Annotated in this window: 18 protein-coding genes; 6 read left to right on the forward strand and 12 right to left on the reverse strand. The window is 43.6% G+C overall.

Annotated features, from left to right (window positions below; genetic code table 11):
* Positions 1 to 58: 58 nt before the first annotated feature.
* The 8 genes from ACVBDY_RS15625 to ACVBDY_RS15660 all read right to left on the reverse strand — a co-directional run bounded on the left by ACVBDY_RS15625 (position 59) and on the right by ACVBDY_RS15660 (position 9,626).
* The gene (locus ACVBDY_RS15625) at positions 59 to 946 is read right to left on the reverse strand and encodes an IS3 family transposase (protein WP_447173799.1); all 888 of its coding nucleotides are present in this window, start codon (positions 944 to 946) and stop codon (positions 59 to 61) included.
* Between the two features lie 5 nt (positions 947 to 951).
* Positions 952 to 1,350 carry a hypothetical protein gene (locus tag ACVBDY_RS15630; RefSeq protein ID WP_447173800.1) on the reverse strand — a complete coding sequence of 133 codons (399 nt, stop codon included), beginning with the start codon at positions 1,348 to 1,350 and terminating at the stop codon, positions 952 to 954.
* Between the two features lie 103 nt (positions 1,351 to 1,453).
* Entirely contained in the window at positions 1,454 to 4,135 is a 2,682-nt protein-coding gene (locus ACVBDY_RS15635; RefSeq protein WP_447176395.1) for a TonB-dependent receptor, read from the reverse strand.
* Positions 4,136 to 4,410: 275 nt separating this feature from the next.
* Positions 4,411 to 6,054, reverse strand: coding sequence for a glucose-6-phosphate isomerase (gene pgi / locus ACVBDY_RS15640; protein WP_447176396.1), 1,644 nt, complete (start codon positions 6,052 to 6,054; stop codon positions 4,411 to 4,413).
* Positions 6,055 to 6,184: 130 nt separating this feature from the next.
* Positions 6,185 to 6,493 carry a GIY-YIG nuclease family protein gene (locus ACVBDY_RS15645; RefSeq protein ID WP_447176397.1) on the reverse strand — a complete coding sequence of 103 codons (309 nt, stop codon included), beginning with the start codon at positions 6,491 to 6,493 and terminating at the stop codon, positions 6,185 to 6,187.
* 109 nt (positions 6,494 to 6,602) lie between these two features.
* Positions 6,603 to 7,874 carry a M23 family metallopeptidase gene (locus ACVBDY_RS15650; protein WP_447176398.1) on the reverse strand — a complete coding sequence of 424 codons (1,272 nt, stop codon included), beginning with the start codon at positions 7,872 to 7,874 and terminating at the stop codon, positions 6,603 to 6,605.
* Positions 7,874 to 8,842: a tryptophan 2,3-dioxygenase family protein gene (locus ACVBDY_RS15655; protein ID WP_447176399.1), complete on the reverse strand. Its 969-nt coding sequence runs from the start codon at positions 8,840 to 8,842 to the stop codon at positions 7,874 to 7,876. Before ACVBDY_RS15655 ends, ACVBDY_RS15650 begins: the two co-directional genes overlap by 1 nt.
* 4 nt (positions 8,843 to 8,846) lie before the next feature.
* Positions 8,847 to 9,626, reverse strand: a complete 780-nt coding sequence (locus tag ACVBDY_RS15660; RefSeq protein ID WP_447176400.1) for a DUF3108 domain-containing protein — start codon at positions 9,624 to 9,626, stop codon at positions 8,847 to 8,849.
* A gap of 804 nt (positions 9,627 to 10,430) precedes the next feature.
* Between ACVBDY_RS15660 and ACVBDY_RS15665 the strand changes: the two genes are divergently transcribed.
* The 3 genes from ACVBDY_RS15665 to bioD are packed head-to-tail and all read left to right on the forward strand — an operon-like array spanning position 10,431 to position 12,612.
* A complete protein-coding gene (locus ACVBDY_RS15665) occupies positions 10,431 to 11,582 on the forward strand; it encodes an aminotransferase class I/II-fold pyridoxal phosphate-dependent enzyme (protein ID WP_447176401.1) in 1,152 nt (383 codons plus the stop codon).
* The gene (locus tag ACVBDY_RS15670) at positions 11,579 to 11,989 is read left to right on the forward strand and encodes a putative signal transducing protein (RefSeq protein WP_447176402.1); all 411 of its coding nucleotides are present in this window, start codon (positions 11,579 to 11,581) and stop codon (positions 11,987 to 11,989) included. Before ACVBDY_RS15665 ends, ACVBDY_RS15670 begins: the two co-directional genes overlap by 4 nt.
* On the forward strand, positions 11,986 to 12,612 hold the full coding sequence (gene bioD / locus ACVBDY_RS15675; RefSeq protein WP_447176403.1) for a dethiobiotin synthase: 627 nt from the start codon (positions 11,986 to 11,988) through the stop codon (positions 12,610 to 12,612). Before ACVBDY_RS15670 ends, bioD begins: the two co-directional genes overlap by 4 nt.
* Here the strand turns inward: bioD and ACVBDY_RS15680 are convergent.
* Positions 12,609 to 14,105 carry an ArnT family glycosyltransferase gene (locus ACVBDY_RS15680; RefSeq protein ID WP_447176404.1) on the reverse strand — a complete coding sequence of 499 codons (1,497 nt, stop codon included), beginning with the start codon at positions 14,103 to 14,105 and terminating at the stop codon, positions 12,609 to 12,611. The genes bioD and ACVBDY_RS15680 overlap by 4 nt on opposite strands.
* A gap of 60 nt (positions 14,106 to 14,165) precedes the next feature.
* Between ACVBDY_RS15680 and bioA the strand changes: the two genes are divergently transcribed.
* From bioA to ACVBDY_RS15695, 3 genes are all read left to right on the forward strand, one after another.
* Entirely contained in the window at positions 14,166 to 15,437 is a 1,272-nt protein-coding gene (gene bioA, locus ACVBDY_RS15685; RefSeq protein ID WP_447176405.1) for an adenosylmethionine--8-amino-7-oxononanoate transaminase, read from the forward strand.
* 129 nt (positions 15,438 to 15,566) lie between these two features.
* Complete coding sequence (locus ACVBDY_RS15690; RefSeq protein ID WP_447176406.1) at positions 15,567 to 16,163, forward strand: SET domain-containing protein; 597 nt, start codon at positions 15,567 to 15,569, stop codon at positions 16,161 to 16,163.
* 22 nt (positions 16,164 to 16,185) lie between these two features.
* Positions 16,186 to 17,346 (forward strand): beta-ketoacyl synthase N-terminal-like domain-containing protein, encoded by a 1,161-nt coding sequence (locus ACVBDY_RS15695; RefSeq protein WP_447176407.1) that lies wholly within the window; start codon positions 16,186 to 16,188, stop codon positions 17,344 to 17,346.
* A gap of 64 nt (positions 17,347 to 17,410) precedes the next feature.
* Here the strand turns inward: ACVBDY_RS15695 and ACVBDY_RS15700 are convergent, their stop codons facing one another.
* The 3 genes from ACVBDY_RS15700 to ACVBDY_RS15710 form a co-directional block, all read right to left on the reverse strand.
* Positions 17,411 to 18,154, reverse strand: a complete 744-nt coding sequence (locus tag ACVBDY_RS15700; RefSeq protein ID WP_447176408.1) for a succinate dehydrogenase/fumarate reductase iron-sulfur subunit — start codon at positions 18,152 to 18,154, stop codon at positions 17,411 to 17,413.
* 130 nt (positions 18,155 to 18,284) lie between these two features.
* Positions 18,285 to 20,294, reverse strand: a complete 2,010-nt coding sequence (locus tag ACVBDY_RS15705; RefSeq protein ID WP_447176409.1) for a fumarate reductase/succinate dehydrogenase flavoprotein subunit — start codon at positions 20,292 to 20,294, stop codon at positions 18,285 to 18,287.
* 9 nt (positions 20,295 to 20,303) lie between these two features.
* A complete protein-coding gene (locus ACVBDY_RS15710) occupies positions 20,304 to 20,966 on the reverse strand; it encodes a succinate dehydrogenase cytochrome b subunit (protein WP_447176410.1) in 663 nt (220 codons plus the stop codon).
* Positions 20,967 to 21,123: the final 157 nt, after the last annotated feature.

Genomic DNA, 21,123 nt, shown 5'->3' on the forward strand with positions numbered 1-21,123 from the left:
TGTAGCGTCCTAAAAAAGCGTTACAGGATTAACAGGATTAAAAATACTAAATATCCCATCAAACGATCGTTTGATGGGATATTTTCTTTTTGTACGATTTTATTTTTACTTCATTTTGTTTGTGCATGTCTTCTGGCGTGTTCATAGCACATGACAGATGTGGTCTTTTTGCGTTGTAAATAGCGATACTTTGTTTCACGATTTGTTTCACGGTATTGATATCTAACTTTTGGATATCGATCAAGAACTCCTGCTTTAAAATACCATTGATACGTTCGGCAACAGCATTTTGATAAGGGTCATAGGATTCAGTCATACTGCATTTTATGTGGTTTTTCGCCAATATTTTCTGGTACTCTTTACTGCAATATTGAAAACCTCTGTCGGAATGATGTATTAATCGCTTTTTAGGGTAACTTCTGTTTTTAATAGCAAATTTTAATGCTTTAACAGAGCTATCTGTTTCCAAGGTATTGGATAGGGAGTATCCAACAATCTTTTTGGAATATGCATCTGTGATAAGCGATAAATACATGGGGTTTTGCCTGGTTCCTATATAGGTAATATCCGCTACCCATAGTTGTTCTGGTCTATCAATAACCTTATCTTCGATCAGGTTTTTATGCTTTTTGAAGCGATGGTGCGAGTTGGTGGTTATATGGTAACTTCGCTTGTGCTTTATCAACAAATGATTAGCCTTAAGTATAGCAAATAAACGATCCCTCCCTACGGACAGATCTTGTAAGGGGTCTTGTAAGATATGGTACAGCTTCCTTGTTCCAACCTTAGGAAGTTCCATACGGACCTCTTTGACCAGTTCGAGGACTTTTTCGGCCGTGGCTTGCCGTTTTTTTCTGGATGTAATTGCTCTGTAATACACCTGCCTGCTGACCCCAAGTAACTCACAGGTCGATGAGATACTTTCATCATAATATGCCCTAAACATATCGATTACTTGGGTTTGGAGTTTTTTCTGATAGGAATGTTATATTCTTTTTCAGCAAGCTCTATCATCATATCGAACAAAATAGCCTTTTTGTCTGCTCGTTCGGCGATATGCTCTGCACGGGCTTTCTGTTTTTCTAAGAGCTTTATTTTTTGCTCTAACTCGATGATTCGTTGTTCTGGACTCTTGGGCATGGGGTTATAACTTTGATTATCCCAATCAAAATTACCATATTTTTTCAACCAATCCACTATAGTCGATTTAGCCTGAATCCCATATTTGCTTAACGCTTGTGATCGGGTAAGCTCTCCGCGCTCTATTTCGCCCACTACTCGAAGTTTAAAAGACATCGTATAGTCTTTCTGTGTGCGCTTTACATAAGTCGTCTGTGGTTCTTTTTTCATTACACTTTCATTTTAGTGTAACGCTATTTCAGGACGAGACATGATATAAAAAACAAAACCCCACCGGGAGGGTGAGGTTTTAATTATTTTATTATAAGTTTTTTTAGAAGTTATACCTAACGCTAAAACTCCATTGTCTTCCGAAGCCAAAAGTACCTCGGTTATTTACGTTGATACCTTTATAGTTATCTACTCCATCTTCAGGAGCAATATTTGTTGCCAGGCTTTGCAGATACATGGTATTAAACAGGTTGTCTACATTGAATCTGAAGAAGAACGATTGTTTTTCAGTGTTTTTAAGTGGTAGCCTGTAAGACAAACCAGCTCTAAACAAATTATAAGAAGGTAATTTAATTATTTCTTGACCTGGAGATGTGAATCTTACAGGATCTATGTTGGCATAGACATTCGCATAGTGATACCAATCTGCATCCACAGAGAACTCATCAATAATTTTGTAGTTGGCTCCGAGATTAAATGAAGTTTGAGCAGCATTTCCCACTTTTACATCGTCTATGTAAGCGGTTTCTCCGTCATATCCTGGTACTACTTCAAGATTATCTTGTCTAACCAGGGTTTGGATACTGTTGTCCCCGTACTTCCAGTTTCCTAAGGAAGCAAATCCATAGATTCCGAGTTGATCCGTCATAAGTGGTCTTAACATGAAATCAAATTCTACTCCATAATGAACTTGTTTTAATCCTGCAAAACGAGAAAAATAATCTTCATCAACACCATCGTTGTTTAAGTCTAACCTCACGGAACTAACATCAACTCTATCATCCCAAACTGTATAATATCCATTTAAATTAGCGCTGAATATACTGCTGTTAAATTTGTATCCTAACTCATAACCAGTGATTTTTTCATTCTCAGCTAAAGGGTTCAGATCGTTTGTGAAATTCAGATAAATATTGTCGTGGAATGGCTGTCTTGAATAATAACCGGCATTGGCAAAAACGTTGTGATGTTCATCTATATTATAGCTTAAGCCCCCCTTAACGTTAAATCCTCCATTATTAACTTTTTGAGATTTCTGCTCATTAGGCAGCATGTAGTTAAAGTAGTCCCATCTTTGATGCCATTGGCTGGAGATTGCTCCTTGTATATAAGCGGAGAAAGCATCCTCTTTATATTCTATTTGACCAAAACCACCTAAATAGCTGATTTGTTCAGAATAATCATAATCAATTTTTTCAGTATCTCTGGCATTTTTAAAGGTTGGGTCAAACAGATTAATGTCGTAAGTTTTGAATACATTATAACCTCCGGGAACAGAATTGTTATCCGTAACTTCCCATCCGTCAAGGCCTAAGAAATCGGTAACCATCCGGTAGTGTTTTCCTTTATAGAACCTGTAGTCAAAACCAACATTGAACTCCAGGTTATCGTTGATTTTGTGATTGAAGTTAGATACAGTTCCTAGCCATAAGTGATTATTAACAGATGCTCTGGTAATATAACCCGCTTCTACATCTCTTATCGCTCTACCTATTTGGTAATTATTACCATTGATTTCGGTCGGTGTAAGTCCTCTGTTGGTTGCAATAACCCTGTCGAAGTCTATTTGTCCGTTGTCGTCGAATTTATTGCTGTGATAACCGAAAGGTCCTGTCCCTCCACCGCGACCAATTGATGCGTATGAAACCGTAGAAAGGCTGGATCTATCGTTTATGTTCCAATCCCAGTTGAAATTTATAACCGGTTTGTGGTAGTAATTAGTGCGCTCATTGTAATATTTTCCATTTTTATAGCCCCAGTTTTCATTATAGTCTTTGCCATAAGTAAGAGCGTCTTCGATACTACCTTGATAAGCCTGGTCGTGTGTTTGTGGAGCACCAGTTATCAAAAGATTGAATGCGTGTTTATCTGAAGGTTTGTAGCCAAAAGAGAGGAAATAAGTCAAACCTTTACCTTCTGTACCTTCAAAGTAGTTACCATCTCCTTCCCAATAGGAAAGCATGTATGTGGAGGACCAACCGTTTTCATTCTTTCCGGTAGAATAATATGCGGTACTTTTTATATAATTACTATTGGCAATAGCACCTTCTACAAATCCATTCTCCTCTTCATTGTAAGATTGTGTTACAATGTTCATGGTTCCACCAACGGAGGAAATCGCAAGTTTAGAAGAACCAAGACCTCTCTGCAACTGAATAGCTGTAGCTACATCTCTTACACCTTGCCAGTTGCTCCAGTACATATTTCCATCTTCCATGCCGTTTATTGGCTGCCCGTTAAGAAGGTAGGCAGTGTTACTCTGGTCAAAACCCCGAACACGTATTTCGGCATCTCCATAACCTCCTCCGGATGTATTTGCATATACAGATGGCATGGAACGAAGTAGTGTAGGGAATTCGGCATTTCCACTTGCTTTTTGTATGTCTGATGCTTTGATAGTGGAAACTGCAATAGGTGTCTGACGGTCTTTTACCAGGTCAATTACTCCGGTACCAACTACAACAACCCCTTCCAGTTCATCAGCATTTGCCTGCAGGGAAATGTTCCCGATATCACCTGTAGAAGTAAATTTAATCTCTTTCTTCACAAAACCAATGTAAGAAACAACCAGGGTACCGCTGCTCTGCGGTACTTCGATCTGGAATTTTCCGTCAAAATCTGTGGATACTCCGGTGGTCGTGCCTTTTACGACAACGTTGGCCCCGGGTAGTGGTTCGTTCAGTTCGGCATCAATTACAGTACCTGTAATAATACCCTGTGCAAAAGCGGTCGTTGCGATAAGGGCAAAAACCACTGTGAAAAACCCATTGTAAATTGTCTTCATCTGTGTTAATTAAATTTGATTTAGCTGTGCAAAATTGACATTTATAAAATTACCGAACATTAAGTAAATGTTAAATGTTTTAACAGTGCGATCCTTTAACTTTTTAAAACAAAAATAGCCATAAAACCTGTCCTCTTGGTTTTCAGCTGTTTAATTTTTACACGTATTTATTAACAGTAATTTAGGAAATGGGATTTCGCATAAAGTACGAAACCCCGGCTTTTAAGGTGTGGCCGGGGTTTTGTCGTGTTATCGGACAGGAAAGGCTATGCTATTCAGGCCTTTTTCTTGAAATACTCCAGTAAATTTGTAGTGGAGCTGTCGTGACTGGCGATTTCCGGACTTTGGATGTCCTTTAATATATTGTTTGCAAGCTGCTTGCCCAATTCCACGCCCCACTGGTCGTAGCTGAAAATATTCCAGATCACACCTTGTACGAATATTTTGTGCTCGTACATGGCGATAAGCGCCCCGAGACTTTCCGGGGTTAGTTTGTCAACCAGGATGGTATTGGTAGGTTTATTCCCTTCGAATACTTTGAACGGAAGTAATTTGCTTACTTCTTCTTCTCCCGTATTTTTAGCCTTGAGCTCAGTAATAACCTCTTCTTCCGTTTTACCCTGGAGCAGGGCCTCGGTTTGTGCAAAGAAATTGGCCATAAGCTTATCGTGATGATCTTTATCGCCGTGCAGGGAATGTACAAAACCGATAAAGTCCGCGGGAATAAGTTTGGTGCCCTGGTGGATAAGCTGGAAGAACGCGTGTTGTGAGTTGGTGCCCGGTTCTCCCCAGATAATGGTACCCGTCTGGTAATCCGTCCGGTTACCCGCACGGTCTACACTTTTACCGTTACTTTCCATAATACCTTGCTGGAGGTAAGCAGAAAAACGGCTCAGGTATTGGGTGTAAGGTATGATAGCTTCACTTTCCGCATCGAAGAAATTGTTATACCATGTGGCTATAAGGGCCAAGATGACGGGAATATTATCTTTAAAATCTGTAGTTTTAAAGTGGTCGTCCATAGCCCGTGCCCCCTTCAGTAACTTATCGAAATTGTCATAACCTACGGCCAGGGCAATGGATAGACCTACGGCGCTCCAAAGGGAAAAACGTCCGCCTACCCAATCCCACATCGGGAAAACATTCTCACCGGCTATGCCGAATTCGGCAATTTTGGGCAGGTTGGTGGAAACCGCGACAAAATGTTTGGCTACGTCTTCCTGCCCGGCATATTTTAGGAACCAGTTTTTAATCGTAGTGGCGTTACTCAGTGTTTCCTGGGTAGTGAACGTTTTGGAAACAATGACAAAGAGCGTGGTTTCCGGGTCCAGGTTTTTGAGGGTTTCATATACGTGATCCCCGTCTACGTTACTTACAAAATGTACGTTGAGGGGATTTTTATAGAATTTTAATGCCTCGGTAACCATAGCCGGACCGAGATCAGAACCCCCGATGCCTATATTTACCACATCGGTAAACGCTTTGCCGGTATATCCTTTTTTCTCCCCGGAAATAATACTTTCCGAAAAGGTTTTGATCTTCTCTTTGACCGCAAAGACTTCGGGGACCACATTCACGCCATCTACGGTGATCTCCGTGTCTTTCCCGGCACGAAGGGCGGTGTGAAGCACTGCTCTTTGCTCGGTTTCGTTGATAAGATCGCCGGAAAAATATTTTTGGATGGCATCCTTTAGTTGTACTTCTTCCGCGAGGGATAAAAGCAGGTCCATGGTTTCTTCCGTGATCCGGTTTTTGGAGTAATCCACATAAAAATCATTCCATTGCACGGTAAATCCGGAGGCTCTTTCCGGGGCTTCGTTAAAATAACCTTTCATTTCCGTATTGCCGACCTTCCGGAAATGATCTGCAAGCTTTTTCCATGCTCCGGTTTGTGTGGGGTTTGTTTTTTGTAGTGGCATTATTATATGTATTGTTATTAGTTATTTTATTTTCATTAAAACTATATTGCCGAAAAATATTTTTTCGGCTAGAGTGGAGGTTCTTCGCTTCGCTCAGAATGACGGAGAGTAGTATTTTTGCGGTGATATTTTAATCAATTTTGTCGTTTAAGAACTTCCATTCAGGATTGAATGTATTAATTAGGTTCTCTTTTTTCTCCCTCCGCCATCCTTTCAACTCCTTTTCTCTTTTTATAGCTTTGATGATAGATTCGAAATGTTCCCAATAGATCAAATAAAAACATCTGTATCTTGCTGTAAAGGCTTTACTATTGGTATCTGCATTTATGTGGTAATAAAGCCGTTTTTTTAAATTATTGGTGACTCCGATGTAAAGGACCGTTCTTTTTCTGTTTGTCAGAATGTATACATAATAATTATGACTTCGTATAGGTCTCACCAACGATCAATTTTGTTTTATTGGATCAAAACAATAGTGTCATTCCGACGGTAGGAGGAATCTCCTGAATAGAAGAAAAGTCCTTTACTCTCCCGGATCTTTATTGCCATCACTCCTCCGCAGAAGTAATGAATTCTTCCTGTTCGTCGTCGAACAGTATGTTATCCAGTTGCAATTGTAAGGGTTTTATATAGGCTAAATAGCCTTCTTTCAGCTCTTTTGCAATGGGTTCGGCAGACGGGAGATCCTGTTTGTACGGATCTACCTGCTGTCCGTTTTTCCAGAAGCGGTAGCAAACATGCGGGCCGGTGGCCAGTCCAGTGCTTCCTACATAGCCGATAACCTGTCCTTGCATTACATGCTGTCCTACCCTGGCGGCGCGTTTGGACATATGGAGGTACTGGGTTTCGTAGGTGCTGTTGTGGCGTATTTTAACGTAATTTCCGTTCCCGGAAGTATACCCGGATTTGGTTACGGTACCATTTGCCGTTGCTTTGATAGGAGTGCCATGCGGCGCAGCGTAATCGGTGCCCAGGTGCGCTTTCCATCGTTTCTGAACAGGGTGGAAGCGTCTGGCGGTATAGCGGGAAGATATCCTGCTGTATTCCAGCGGCGCTTTCAGGAAAGCCCGGCGAAGGGTGTTCGCTTCTTCGTCGTAAAAATCACTTATGCCGTTTACGGAGTCCGTCTGGAATTTAAAGGAATAAAAAGGTTTGTCGTTATGTTCGAAATATGCTGCTTTGATATTTCCTATTCCCGCATATATGGTGTCGTCGATATATTTTTCTTCGTAAATAACCTTGAAGCGGTCTCCCCGTTGCAGGCGAAAGAAGTCTACCGTCCAGGCATAGATGTTGGAGAGGTCGTAAACCACCTGGTAATCCATATTTTTTTCCATAATGGCCTCGGAAAGAGAGCTGGTTATAATCCCGGAAGCTTCCCGTTCTACGGTGGTTACGGGTTTTTTCTCTTTATAGGCCTGAATGGAATCTGCAAATTGGATCACTACATAATCTACGCTGTTGGGCTGGTAGATAAAACATTCCGGTGTCTGAAGGGAATCTTTGCTGCAGAGCAGGGTATAGGGTTTCCCTACGCGCAGACCCCGGACAACATCGAAAGTATCTTTGGCTATTTCTGCTATTTGGTAGACTTTGGCGTAGTCTATATTGTTTTTGGCGAGTATTTCTCCGAAGCTGTCACCTGACTTAACCGTATCTCTGCGGACCACATAATTGTGGAGATTGAAACCAAACTCCTTGACTTCAATGGGTTTTAGCATCTCTCTTTTTGCCGTTTCCCCGGCTTGTTCCTCTTCTTTTTCTTTTTTGCATGCCACGACGGTAATGGCCAGTGCAACTAAAAGTACCTTTTTGAGCATTAATTTTTCGTGTTTTCCGGATTAAACATGTGTGCTACCCATTCTTTTCCCCATTCTTTTTTTTCCTCTTCGTTCCAAATTTCAGGAAAAAAGATGACTTTTTGAAAACTTGGGGGTAAATAATCTCTCCAATTGGTTCCTCCGGAGGCTTCTATGGTGTTATTATCCTTTTTCAGATACCTGTAAGCGGACCCCAGGTGCATAAGCGGCCAGTTTACATTGGCATTGGTGTCCAGGGCTTTCATAGCTTCTGTGAGCGCCGGGTTTTTCCGCTCTTTTTCGGGGAGTTGCAGGTATTTGTGGTATATGGAGGCGTTTTTTACTTCATTGGCAATTCGCATGAACCTCGGGGTGTAGCGATATTCGAATTGTTTCAACGTAAGTGTTTTTTCCCCTGTGGTATTATCCGTAGCGCCTTTTTTCCAGTAGATATTTTCATAGAGCGTATCAAGGGATGTTCCGGAGGAAAATTTGCTCCTTACGGAATGATGTACCAGGTTTTCCAGCGGTGTGGCATAAATTTCGATCATCCGGTACTGTGCGGACTGGAATCCGCTGGCGGGTAAAAGGGACATGCGGTATTGCAGGAACTGTTCGCGTTCCATTCCGTTAATCATGACTTCGAAGGACGTGATAAGTGCCTTGAAGTAACGATTAATCCGTTCTATTTTTTGTGTAAAGAAAGCCGCGGTCTGTAGCTTATCGTCTATGATCTGTTTCTGTTCGTGGATAATGAGTTTAAAATACAGTTCAGTGATCTGGTGGTACAGGATAAAGATCTCTTCATCAGGGAAATGGGTCCGAGGTATTTGAAGGCTGAGCAGGGTGTCCAGGTGGATATAATCCCAATAGGTAAGAAAGCGTTGATGTAAGAGGCCGTCGAGGTAGGCCCCGAGGTCCTGGCCGGAATTTCGGTACTTGTCTTCTAACTGGTGGATCCTTTCGGCAATTTCCGGTTTTATGTCCATTTTATTAATCTACTACAACTTTGAACTGGTGTTTTAGCCCCCGGAAGGCTTCGAGATCTGCTTTTATAGAGCCTACCCGCAAATCTGCCTTTATCCGCATGGGGAGTTTGTTTTCGTCGTCCGAAACCCATAAGGTTAAACTACCCTTTTCTTTAAAGACCCTTCCTGCCTGTACATATGGTCGAAACTTTATACAGGAAATTTTGCCAAATTTAGTCTTTAATACCTCTTTTCCCAAGAACTTAAGCTTAAATTTAAAGGACTTATCATCATCGAATAACAAATCCAGCTCCGTTTCGTCCCCCTCGGTGAGGTTTTCGGTTTTGTAATGGTTCCGAAGATAGTATATGGAAGAGAGAAGGTCCTGAATATCCTTATGTATGGCTATTGTGGTGGTCTTGTTGTGCTTTTTGTTGTTTACTATGGCCTCGTTACTGGTATAGTCGAAGTTGATCTCCATGTCTTTGGTGTAGCCGCCTTCGTCTATTTGCCGGATAAACTTGTATGGTCTGCTGTCTTTTTTATCAAAATAGCTTTCGTAGTTGTCATCGACTTTGAAGAATAGCCTGGCGAGTCCCGTGGTCCGGCCTTTTCCGACAACGTGAAAGACGGATTTTCCGTTGAGATTGGCTTCTTTGAGTTCCATAGTGGCATAACTGGCATTGAAGATGCCGTAGTGCACGCGAAACTCAAGCCATTCGCCGGAAGTAAAAGCGTTTCCGTTTTGAGCGTGTAGGTTTGCAAAAAAGCCAAAAAGTATAGTGGTTAAGACAATTTTTTTCATCACTGCTAAAAATATACCGTAAAAATAATAAATTGTAGTTACTCAGCCCGGAAGAGAGCCAGTTATTAAACCGGATGAAACCAAAAAAATTGTGGATAGTGATTAAAACTTCCGGAGTCCCGGGGCCAGGTAGTTTTTTTAGCCACAGATTCACGGATGTTTTTGTGGAATATGTTAGAGGTGGATTGAAGTCCTGTTTTTAAGTTGTGGCGTTTGGGGTTTGGCGCTGTTTAGTTGGAATGGGAAAGGGATTGTGTTTGCCGGATGTTTTCTGGAGTAGAAGTTACATGTTTCATAAACCCGTTAACCAACTAACAAACTTCCATCCATACATAAAAAACAAGAGGCCCGGAAATTCCGAGCCTCTTAATTAACCAACCAAAACTTTAAATTATGAAAACTTTACTTAAAGTTACAAAAGGGCACCACCCCTTTTGATGATACAAAGATATGGCAGAAATCTGCATTTGGAAATGCTTTTAAGAAACTTTAACGCAAAGCGGGGGAAAACAATATTTTTTGTTAAGGAACTTTAGCTAGTTTGCAAAGAAAACCGCTCCCTGTTGATGGGTTGCTATACCTTATAAACGCTGGGGTTATGTGCTTTTAAGTTACGAAAACGTTGTAGTGGTTTCCGGACACATTCCGTTTTGTGCTCGTTCCTCATTTGCGGAGGAAATGTTACTTTACAAAAGTAGCATAAACCATATAAAAAGCACTATGAATCAACATGTTTTTGATCCCGGTATTGTACATTTTTATTAACCGTCCGGCGCTTGCCGGTTTTTTTTACCTTTGAGCCCTATGGAATTTCCGAAGAAATTAGCGGTAAAATTGCAGAGCAGGGAAGAAAAGAATGCTTTGCGGAAGCTTCCCGGGCCGGTTGGGGGTGTGGATTTCTCTTCCAATGATTACCTGGGGTTGTCGGCGTCCGGGATGGTTTTCCGGGAAGCCGGGAGTATCCTTGATGAGAGCGGAGGTATACGGAACGGCGCCACAGGATCGCGGTTACTGACCGGGAATCATGTTCTCTATCAGGAAACCGAAGAAATGCTGGCATACTTTCACCAAGCGGAAGCGGCCCTGGTCTTTAATTCGGGCTATGATGCCAACACCGGCTTTTTTTCCAGTGTCCCGCAAAGAGGAGATGTGGTGTTTTATGACGAATGGATACATGCCAGTATCCGGGACGGCATACAAATGGGGACGGCCGATGCTTATAAGTTCCGGCATAACGATGTGGAAGACCTGGAGAAAAAGTTGTTAAGAGTCCGGGGGAATAACAATAGAAAGGAAGGTCATGTCTATATAGTGACCGAATCGGTTTTTTCGATGGACGGAGATTCTCCGGACCTTAATGCAATGGCAGAACTGGCTGTGAGATATTCTGCATATCTTGTCGTGGACGAGGCGCATGCCGTAGGTGTTTTTGGAAGCAGTGGCGGGGGACTGGTACAGGAACTCGGCCTGGAAGATCGTGTTTTTGCAAGGATAGCTACTTTCGGTAAGGCAATGGGATGTCACGGAGCAGCTGTCCTTGGATCTGAAAAGCTGAAGAATTACCTGGTGAATTTTGCCAGGAGCCTGGTATATACTACAGCATTGCCCATGCATTCCCTGGCGACGATTCAGGCTGCTTACGGTGCGTTATCCGGAGCATATCCCGGAAAAACCCTTCATGAGAATATTTCTTTTTTCAAATCCGAATTACGTAACGTGGGGATGGACACTTTTTTTGTTCCCAGTGATTCTGCAATACATTGCTGTGTTATTCCCGGAAATGAAAAGGTAAAAAATATAGCCTCCTGTCTTTATAAAAAGGGTTTTGACGTAAAACCCATTCTTTCTCCTACGGTTCCCGCCGGGCAGGAACGACTGCGTTTTTGTCTGCACAGTTACAATTCACACGAGGAGATATCCGGGGTTTTGAAGTTGTTGGCTACATTTGTAGTATGAAAGAAACTTTTGTAACCATAGCAACATTTCAATATTCGTCAGAGGCACAGGTTATTAAGGGCAGACTGGAAGCTGAAGGTATTGAGGTTATTATGGCAGACCATCATACTGTTGATGTCGATCCGCTCATTAGTAATGCCATTGGAGGGGTGAAATTGAAGGTACGCGGGGAAGATAAGGACAGGGCGCTGAGAATATTAAAAATGGTGAGTAAATATTCCCTGGATGATGAAGGTAAAACTATTCTATGCCCTAATTGCAACAGTGATAAAGTAGAGTATTTTACCAATGTAACCGATTTTAAATCCTTAGTATCTTTCCTGCTTGGCTTTTTGTTCGGGACTTTACCCTTTTATGTAAAATATGAATACCGCTGTGAGGTGTGCAAGAAAAAATTTAATGTATGACGTATTCGAAATTCTTTATCACCGGCATTTCCACGGAAGTCGGGAAAACCATCGTTTCTGCCATAGTTACGGAAGCTCTCGAAGCCGATTACTGGAAACCCATACAATCCGGGGACCTCGATAATTCGGATTCTCATAAGATAGAACGACTTATTTCCAATCCGAAAACCAAAATACATCCTAATGGTTACGCTTTAAAAACACCTATGAGCCCTCATGCGGCGGCGGCGATTGACGGCGTCCGTATAGAAGCCGGTAAGATCACGGAGCCGCAAACGGAAAGAAACCTTGTTATAGAAGGAGCCGGAGGTTTACTGGTGCCGCTGAACAATACGGAAACTATTGCGGACCTGATAAAGCCGGATTATAAGGTGCTGATCGTGTCGCGCAATTACCTGGGGAGTATAAATCATACATTGCTTACTATAGAAGCATTAAAACAACGGGGAGCACAGATAGGGGGGATTATCATCAGTGGAGACGAAAACCGGTCTACCGAAAGTATCATAGAAGAAATGGGAAATGTCCCAATTCTTGGAAGGGTGGCCGAAGAGAAATTCTTTGATAAGGACGTGATAAAGAAATATGCGCAAATGTTTGCTCCCGTACTGCGTGCACTTTAGTATACCCGCTGGTATATTTCGGCTTCACCTATCCGCTTTAAAAACCGGTAATTTTTGGCCAGGATATTTTTAAAGTAGATATTGTCCGGGGTATTATCTTTCATAAAAGGTATTTTTCCTCTTTCCGTTACAATGATCTGCGGGTTGATGACGGAACATATGTATTGTAATTCTTCCACACTGTTTTTTCTCGGATTGTCGTAGAACTGATATAGCTGTTCGCGGTCCAGATTAGACGGATGGGTAACGGATTTGGTAGGGGGTTGCTCGTCGATAAGCCAGTAGCCTATATGGTTTTCCAGGAAAAAGACCGACCGGACATCGCCAAAGTGTGCTCTGATGTATTCCGGCACTTCGATACCCTCGCCGCTATAGAGCGACTTTCCCTTTAAAGCCCTGTCTCCTAGAAACCAGTATTCCCTTACGGGTTCAAACTGCATGAGTAACAAGGCTACGGCAACAAAAGGGGTATAGGCTATTTTCCAGGACCATTTCATATGGCTTACAATGACGGCCAGCATCAATATAAGGAAAGGATATAGCTGAATGAGATAATGACTGTTCATTTCGCCCGATTGTATAAAAGAAACCATTGTTCCTGTAAGCGCAAGCAAAATATAGGTGTAATTCCTGCACAATTTCGGGAAACATTTTTTTCTGTTGTTGACAAAAATGAGGAGTGCGGCAATACCGATAAAAGGTAACAGGTCGGTGAAGGCTTTAATATTATTGGCGGGGTCCGGAGTGTCGTAATGCAGCGGTGCCAGTATAACGGATTCCCACCATATGTTGAGAAGGTCGTTGGTGTAATAAGGGATAATCGTGAGAAGTACGGGAAAGACAACACCTGTACCATATATGAAGCCGTTTTTTATGGAGGCGTAGATGCCTTTGGACCGGAATTCGAAATACATAAGCCCAAGCCCCGTAAACAATATGGGGTAGGCCAGGTTGAGTTTTATCATGGCTGCGATACCGAACAGGAAACCGGTCAGGAAAATATGTCTGTTCTTTGTGGCCTTGATAAGGAACCAGAATCCGGGAATCAAAAAGAGCATAGAGAGGTGCTCTGTCATCACCCCCTGTAGATTTCCGAACAGGCTCGATAAAAAGATATAGAGCATACCACTCCAGAAGCCCACTTTTTTTCCCGACAGGCGATCACCGATCTTAAAAAGGTAAAGTGAAGTAATGGCAATACCTATTGTGCCTGCAAGACGTATGGCAATAAAACTTTTTCCGAAGATCTTAATAATTATAGCGAAGAAAAGAAATGCAACCGGGGGTTTCAGGTCCCAAAGGTGGGTATAAGGCAGGTGCCCTTCCGTCCAGGCCTGTCCCATGAGAATAAAAGTGCTCTCGTCCCGGTCTATGTAATCCCTGAAAAAAAAGGGAAAACGAATGAACAAGGCAACTCCCAGGAAAATCAGGAAGATCTGATATGGTTTTAACGAGGAGTAATTTATGTTAATCCCCTGTTTTAGTATGTTCAATGTTAGTCTGGTTTAGCTACAATTCTGATCTTTGCAAGGTACTATAAATAACGATTCTTCATGAGAAATATTTCAGAACGCGATAAAAAGCATCTTTGGCACCCCCTGACACAGCATAAATTACATCCGGAAGCAGTAGCGATAACCCGCGCAAAAGAAGCTGTTTTATACGATGAAGAAGGCCGGGAATATATAGACGGCATTGCCTCCTGGTATACCTGTATGTATGGCCACTGTAATGATTATATTGTCCTGAAGGCCCATGAGCAGATGCAGCGGCTGGACCATGTGGTGTTCAGCGGTTTTACACATGGTGCGGCCGTAGAACTGTCGGAAGCACTGATGGAAATATTACCCGATAACCAGCAAAAGCTGTTTTTTTCCGATAATGGTTCCACCGCATCCGATGTAGCTATAAAGATGGCGTTACAATACCATTTTAACCGGGGAAACAGAAAAAATGTTCTGGTGGCTTTCGAAGAAGGGTTTCACGGCGATACGTTCGGGGCGATGTCCGTTTCGGGCTTATCCGTCTATAATGGCCCGTTCGAGGATTTTTTTCTTACCGTGGAGCGTATTCCCGTGCCGGATGGAAAGAATAATGCGGAAGTGGCGGATAGGCTGAAAGGCATTGTCAGCAAAGGGAATGTGGCAGGGTTTATATACGAACCGTTGGTACAGGGAGCGGCAGCCATGAAAATGCACGATGCGGATGGACTGAACGACCTGATAGCCATTTGTAAGGAACACGAAGTGATTACCATAGCCGATGAGGTCATGACAGGTTTTGGTAAGACCGGCAGAAATTTTGCTTCGGAATATATGGATAACCTGCCCGATATTATAAGTATGTCCAAAGCCCTTACGGCGGGAATGTTGCCGATGGCCATTACAAGTTGTACACAGGCCGTATATGATGCTTTTTACAGTGATGAGATCTCCAAAGGACTCTTCCATGGCCATACCTACTCCGCAAACCCGGTTGCCTGTTCCGTAGCCCTTGCCGGTATGGAGCTCCTTCGTTCTGAAGAAATGCAGAAGAACATAAAAAGAGTGATCGGCGCGCACCGGGAATTTGACGAGAAAATATGCAAACATCCCAAAATAGCGTCGACCAGGCAACTCGGGGTCATTTATGCTATGGACCTCAAGGTGCAAATGGAACGTTACGGTGATCTTCGGGACAGGTTATTTCGCTTCTTTATGGATAACGGCGTATTTCTGCGTCCCTTGGGCAGCACTATTTACATTCTTGCCCCGTATATTGTTACGGATGAACAGTTACAGAAGATATACGGAACCATTGAGCGTGCCCTGGATGAGGTATTGTAATGTGGAGTTCGGAGCAGTGTATAATGAGGGAAGGAACCGGGAGTAAAGGGAGTATATAAAAATTTCAGGTACACCGATACAGCGAATCGAAAAATAATATACATTCGTAGTATGATATGTATAATATAGATGATTCACCCGCATACCGAGCTGCAATTCATTTCGGACGAAATGGGTTATGGCGTTGTGGCTACACGATTGATCCCCAAGGGAACAATTACCTGGGTCCAGGATAAGCTGGACATTGTGCTCTCTTCCGCTCAGATCGATGAGATGAGCGATTTTTACAAGAACATTCTCGATGTTTACACCTTCCGGAACAATAAGGGAGATTATGTACTTTGCTGGGACCATGCCAAGTACGTTAATCACAGTTTTAGAAGTAATTGCCTTACCACACCTTATGATTTTGAAATTGCCATAAGGGATATTTATCCGGGAGAGCAATTGACAGATGATTACGGTTACCTGAACATATCGCGTCCCTTCCGTGCCGTTCACGAAGGCACCAGGAGACGCATAGTATATCCGGATGATCTTTTGAAATATCACAAGAAGTGGGACAGGTCTATTGCCGAAGCCTTTACCCATATTATGGAAGTGGAACAGCCATTGCGCGAAATATTGCCGGAAGGGATGCTGCAAAAGATAAAGGACATAAGTAAAGGGGAGGAAGAACTGGAATCCATATTGTCCTGTTACTTCCAGGAAGAGGAGGATAATTGATTACCTTTGTGGGCAAAAAGTTTTGTATACACCAATATCAATTACAGCCATATCTTCTGTTTCTTCTCTCGGTACGGATTCTGCTTCCGTATGGGAGAGTTATCTGAAACCGGACCACCTTATCACGGAAAGGGATTTCGGGTTTGATAAAGCATTTATATCCGCGCTTTCGCAAAGGGCAACACAAGAAGTTGCAAAGGTGAAAAACGCGGATATTAAATATAAAAACCTGGATAGTTCTGTGCTCTATGCTCTGTATGCATCAAGGAATGCGGTAGAGCAGGCAGGTTGGGGGAAAGGCTCCGGATTTGGCATCAATATAGGATCTTCCCGGGGGGCTACTGGCTTGTTTGAAGAGTATCATAAGGATTTTCTTGAACGGGGGAGGGCAGGTACGCTTGCTTCGCCTACAACTACCCTGGGGAATATCTCTTCCTGGGTGGGGCACGATCTGCAGACCAACGGTCCGCAAATATCCCATTCCATTACCTGTTCTACGGCTTTACACGCCCTGTTAAACGGTGTTGCCTGGATACGCAGCGGGATGGCGGATAAGTTTCTTACCGGGGGCAGTGAAGCGCCGTTAACACCGTTTACTATAGCCCAGATGAAAGCTCTTAAAGTCTATGCCAGGGAAGTACTGGACGGGTATCCGTGCCGTGCGCTGGATATGGATAAGAATATCAATACCATGGTGCTGGGAGAAGGCGCCGCGGTAGCCTGCCTGGAAAACGGCCGGAAAGAAAATGCCCTGGCCTTGATAGAAGGCGTAGGATATGCTACGGAAGTGCTTCGGCATAATACGTCGATTTCTACAGATGCGGACTGTTTTCAGCAGTCCATGCGAATGGCTCTTGGAAGGGTAAGCCCGGAAGAAGTGGATGTTATCGTCATGCATGCGCCGGGTACTATAAAAGGAGATTCGTCGGAATACAACGCCATCTGTAAGGTATTTGGGAAGAATATGCCGGCATTAACCACGAATAAATGGAAGGTGGGGCACAGTTTCGGCGCTTCGGGTATGCTCAGCCTGGAATTGGGGGTGTTAATGATGCAGAAATCGGGGTTTATCGCCGTGCCGTTTGGTATGGAACAGAAGGCGCCTGAACAGATACGGAAGGTGATGGTAAATGCCGTAGGTTTTGGGGGTAATGCGGTAAGTGTACTTCTAACCAATGAATAACCGGGATAAAAAAAGGGACGGGTAAAAATCCCGTCCCGAAGTATATAAAGAAATTTTATCTTTTTTATTTCACGCTTGCTTTGAGGTATTCCCGGTTCATTCTGGCAATGTTTTCCAGGGAAATACCTTTTGGGCATTCAATTTCACATGCTCCGGTATTGGTGCAGTTTCCAAAACCTTCCAGGTCCATTTGTTTTACCATGTTCAGCACACGTTCGGTTGCTTCTATACGTCCCTGGGGGAGTAAAGCGAACTGTGATACTTTGGCTGAGGTAAAGAGCATGGCGCTGGCATTTTTACAGGCCGCCACACAGGCCCCGCATCCTATACAGGTTGCCGCATCAAAGGCTTTATCGGCGTTGTGCTTTTCTATCGGAATAGCATTGGCATCCTGGGTGTTCCCGGAAGTGTTGACGGAAATATACCCTCCGGCATGTTGTATCCTGTCAAAAGAAGTGCGGTCTACAACCAGGTCCTTGATCACAGGGAAAGCTTTCGCACGGAAAGGTTCTATGTAAATAGTGTCTCCGTCCTTGAATTTACGCATGTGCAATTGGCAGGTGGTAATCCCTCTTCCGGGACCATGTGGTTGTCCGTTGATCTGGAGAGAGCACATACCGCAAATACCCTCGCGGCAGTCATGGTCGAAAGCTACGGGCTCTTTTCCTTCGTTTATCAACTGGTCATTGAGAATATCCAGCATTTCCAGGAAAGAGCTATCCGGTGAAATGTTCTCTACTTTGTATGTGTCCATGCCACCTTTCGCATCTGCGTTTTTCTGGCGCCATATTTTTAGTGTGAGATTCATTTGTTATTTCGTTATGCGTTATACTGTTGTTGAGACCCGGAGTCTCATTGCGGAACCTTAAGGTTCCCGGTTTGAGGCACATGGTTGTGTGTCTTTTTATTGCGGAGACGCCATGCATGGCGTCTTACCCTTACTTATAGGAACGGGTCTTTAATTCCACATTCTCGAATTTGAGATCTTCTTTATGAAGAATGGCTTCGGAGGGTTTTCCTGTGTATTCCCATGCTGCTACGTATGTGTAGTTCTCATCATCCCTTCTCGCTTCTCCTTCTTCGGTTTGATATTCTTCCCTGTAGTGCCCGCCACACGATTCGTTTCTTTCCAGGGCATCCCTTGCAAATAGTTCACCGAGTTCGAGGAAATCGGCTACACGGCCTGCTTTTTCCAGCTCCTGGTTGAATTCGTTTGCCGTTCCCGGCACTTTTACTTCTTTCCAGAATTGTTCACGGAGCTCTGCGATTTCGTGGATGGCTTCAGAAAGTCCTTTGGCATTCCTGGCCATACCCACTTTGTTCCACATAATAAGCCCGAGTTTTTTATGAAAATAATCTACGGAGTGTTTACCGTTGTTATTGATAAGTTGTTCGATACTGTTGGTAACGTTCTTTTCTGCTGCGTCAAATTCCGGGGTGTCGGTCGGGATCGGACCGGTACGGATATCATCGGCGAGGTAATCTCCTATGGTATATGGCAGCACGAAGTATCCGTCGGCAAGTCCCTGCATAAGCGCAGAGGCTCCGAGGCGGTTTGCCCCGTGATCGGAGAAATTGGCTTCTCCTATGGCATAAAGTCCCGGTACGGTAGTCATCAGGTTATAATCTACCCATATACCTCCCATGGTATAGTGTACCGCCGGGTATATTCTCATCGGTGTTTTGTACGGGTTGTCGTCGGTGATCTGCTGGTACATATCAAACAGGTTTCCGTATTTGGAAGCTACGACTTCCTCACCGAGTTGAATGATCCTTTCTTTGGAAGGGTTGTGGATGCCCTGTATGTGTGCCTGCTCGTTTCCGTATCGTTGGATAGCTGAAGAGAAATCGAGGAACACTCCTTCGTTGGTACTGTTGTTTATTATTCCGAAGCCGGCATCGCAACGTTCTTTGGCTGCCCTGGAGGCAACGTCCCTCGGAACGAGGTTCCCGAAAGAAGGATAACGTCTTTCCAGGTAGTAGTCCCTGTCTTCTTCGGCGATGTCGGTAGGTTTTAGTTTCCCTTCACGTACCGCTTTGGCATCCTCCAGTTTTTTGGGCACCCATATGCGCCCGTCGTTACGGAGCGATTCGGACATCAATGTCAGCTTGGACTGCTGGTCTCCGTGAACGGGTATACAGGTAGGGTGAATCTGGGTGTAGCAGGGATTGGCAAAATGAGCCCCGCGTTTGTGTATTTTCCAGGCTGCAGTGGCATTGGACCCCATGGCGTTGGTGGAAAGAAAAAACACATTTCCGTATCCTCCCGAAGCAATGACAACCGCGTGTGCCGAATGTCTTTCGATCTCCCCGGTGATGAGGTTTCGGGCTATGATACCCCTTGCTTTGCCATCTACAACAACCACATCGAGCATTTCGTGACGGTTGTACATGGTTATTTTACCTTTCGCGATCTGCCGGTTCATGGCAGAATACGCCCCGAGTAACAATTGCTGTCCGGTTTGTCCCTTTGCGTAAAAAGTACGGGATACCAGGACGCCACCGAAAGAACGGTTGTCCAGGAGTCCGCCGTAGTCCCGTGCGAAAGGAACTCCCTGGGCTACACATTGGTCTATGATATTTGCGGAAACTTCCGCAAGGCGATATACGTTGGCTTCGCGCGAACGATAGTCACCTCCTTTTATGGTGTCGTAAAACAACCGGTATACGGAATCCCCGTCACCCTGATAATTCTTGGCGGCATTGATACCTCCCTGTGCGGCAATAGAGTGCGCGCGCCGCGGGGAGTCCTGGTAGCAAAATGCCTTTACATTATATCCCAATTCGGCCAGGGTTGCGGCGGCCGATCCGCCTGCAAGCCCGGTACCTACGATAATAACATCTATCTTACGCTTGTTGGCAGGGTTGACCAGCCGGATATTGTTCTTATAATTGGTCCACTTATCTGCCAGAGGGCCTTGTGGTGTTTTGGAATCTAAAGTAGCCATAATTGCGAATTATAGTGAATTGAAATAGTGAAAAAGCGCTATGAAAACGAATCCCAGCGGGACCAGTATCGCGTATGCTTTTCCGATTTTTTTTACGGCGGGGGTGTACTTGTTGTTAAACCCAACGGACTGGAAAGAAGAACTGAACCCGTGTAAAAGGTGCAAGGCCAGGAAAACAAAAGCGAGGCAGTACAATCCTACCCTTACCGGGTTGTGAAATTTTTCCACGAGCTCCCCGTAATACCTGTTAGGGTCTTCCGGAAGGAAATGGATGTATTTGTGGCCTATTTCCGGAAACCAGAAATCATAAAAGTGAAGTCCCAGGAAAGCGAGAATCACAATACCGCTGTATATCATGTTCCTGGACATCCAGGAAGAGTTGGCACTACCTTTATAGTGGACGTATTTCACGTCCCTGGCACCATTGTTCCGTATTTCTAGGATGAACCCCATCACAAAGTGAAATACAACACCAAAAATAAGTATGGGCTGCAAAACAAATTGTACTAAAGGATTGGTTCCCATAAAATGGGAAAATTCATTAAACATATCGGCACTTAGAACCGAACTGAAGTTAATGACAACATGTTGTAAAAGAAAAATTAAGAGAAAAAGGGCAGAAAGAGCCATGGAGACTTTTCTGGCAATGGAAGATTTTATGATTCCACTCATCGTTTAGTTGTTTTTTAACCTGACAAAAATACTGCGGAAGAAGATTTTGGCAAAACTTTGACTCTTGTTTTCACGGGAATTTAGAATGAGTATAAAGAAGGGTGTTCGGGTTTTGTTATCCGGGGTGTTACATTTTAAACTTTAAGAGAATAAAATG

This window comes from Sinomicrobium halophytocola (genome assembly GCF_052983395.1).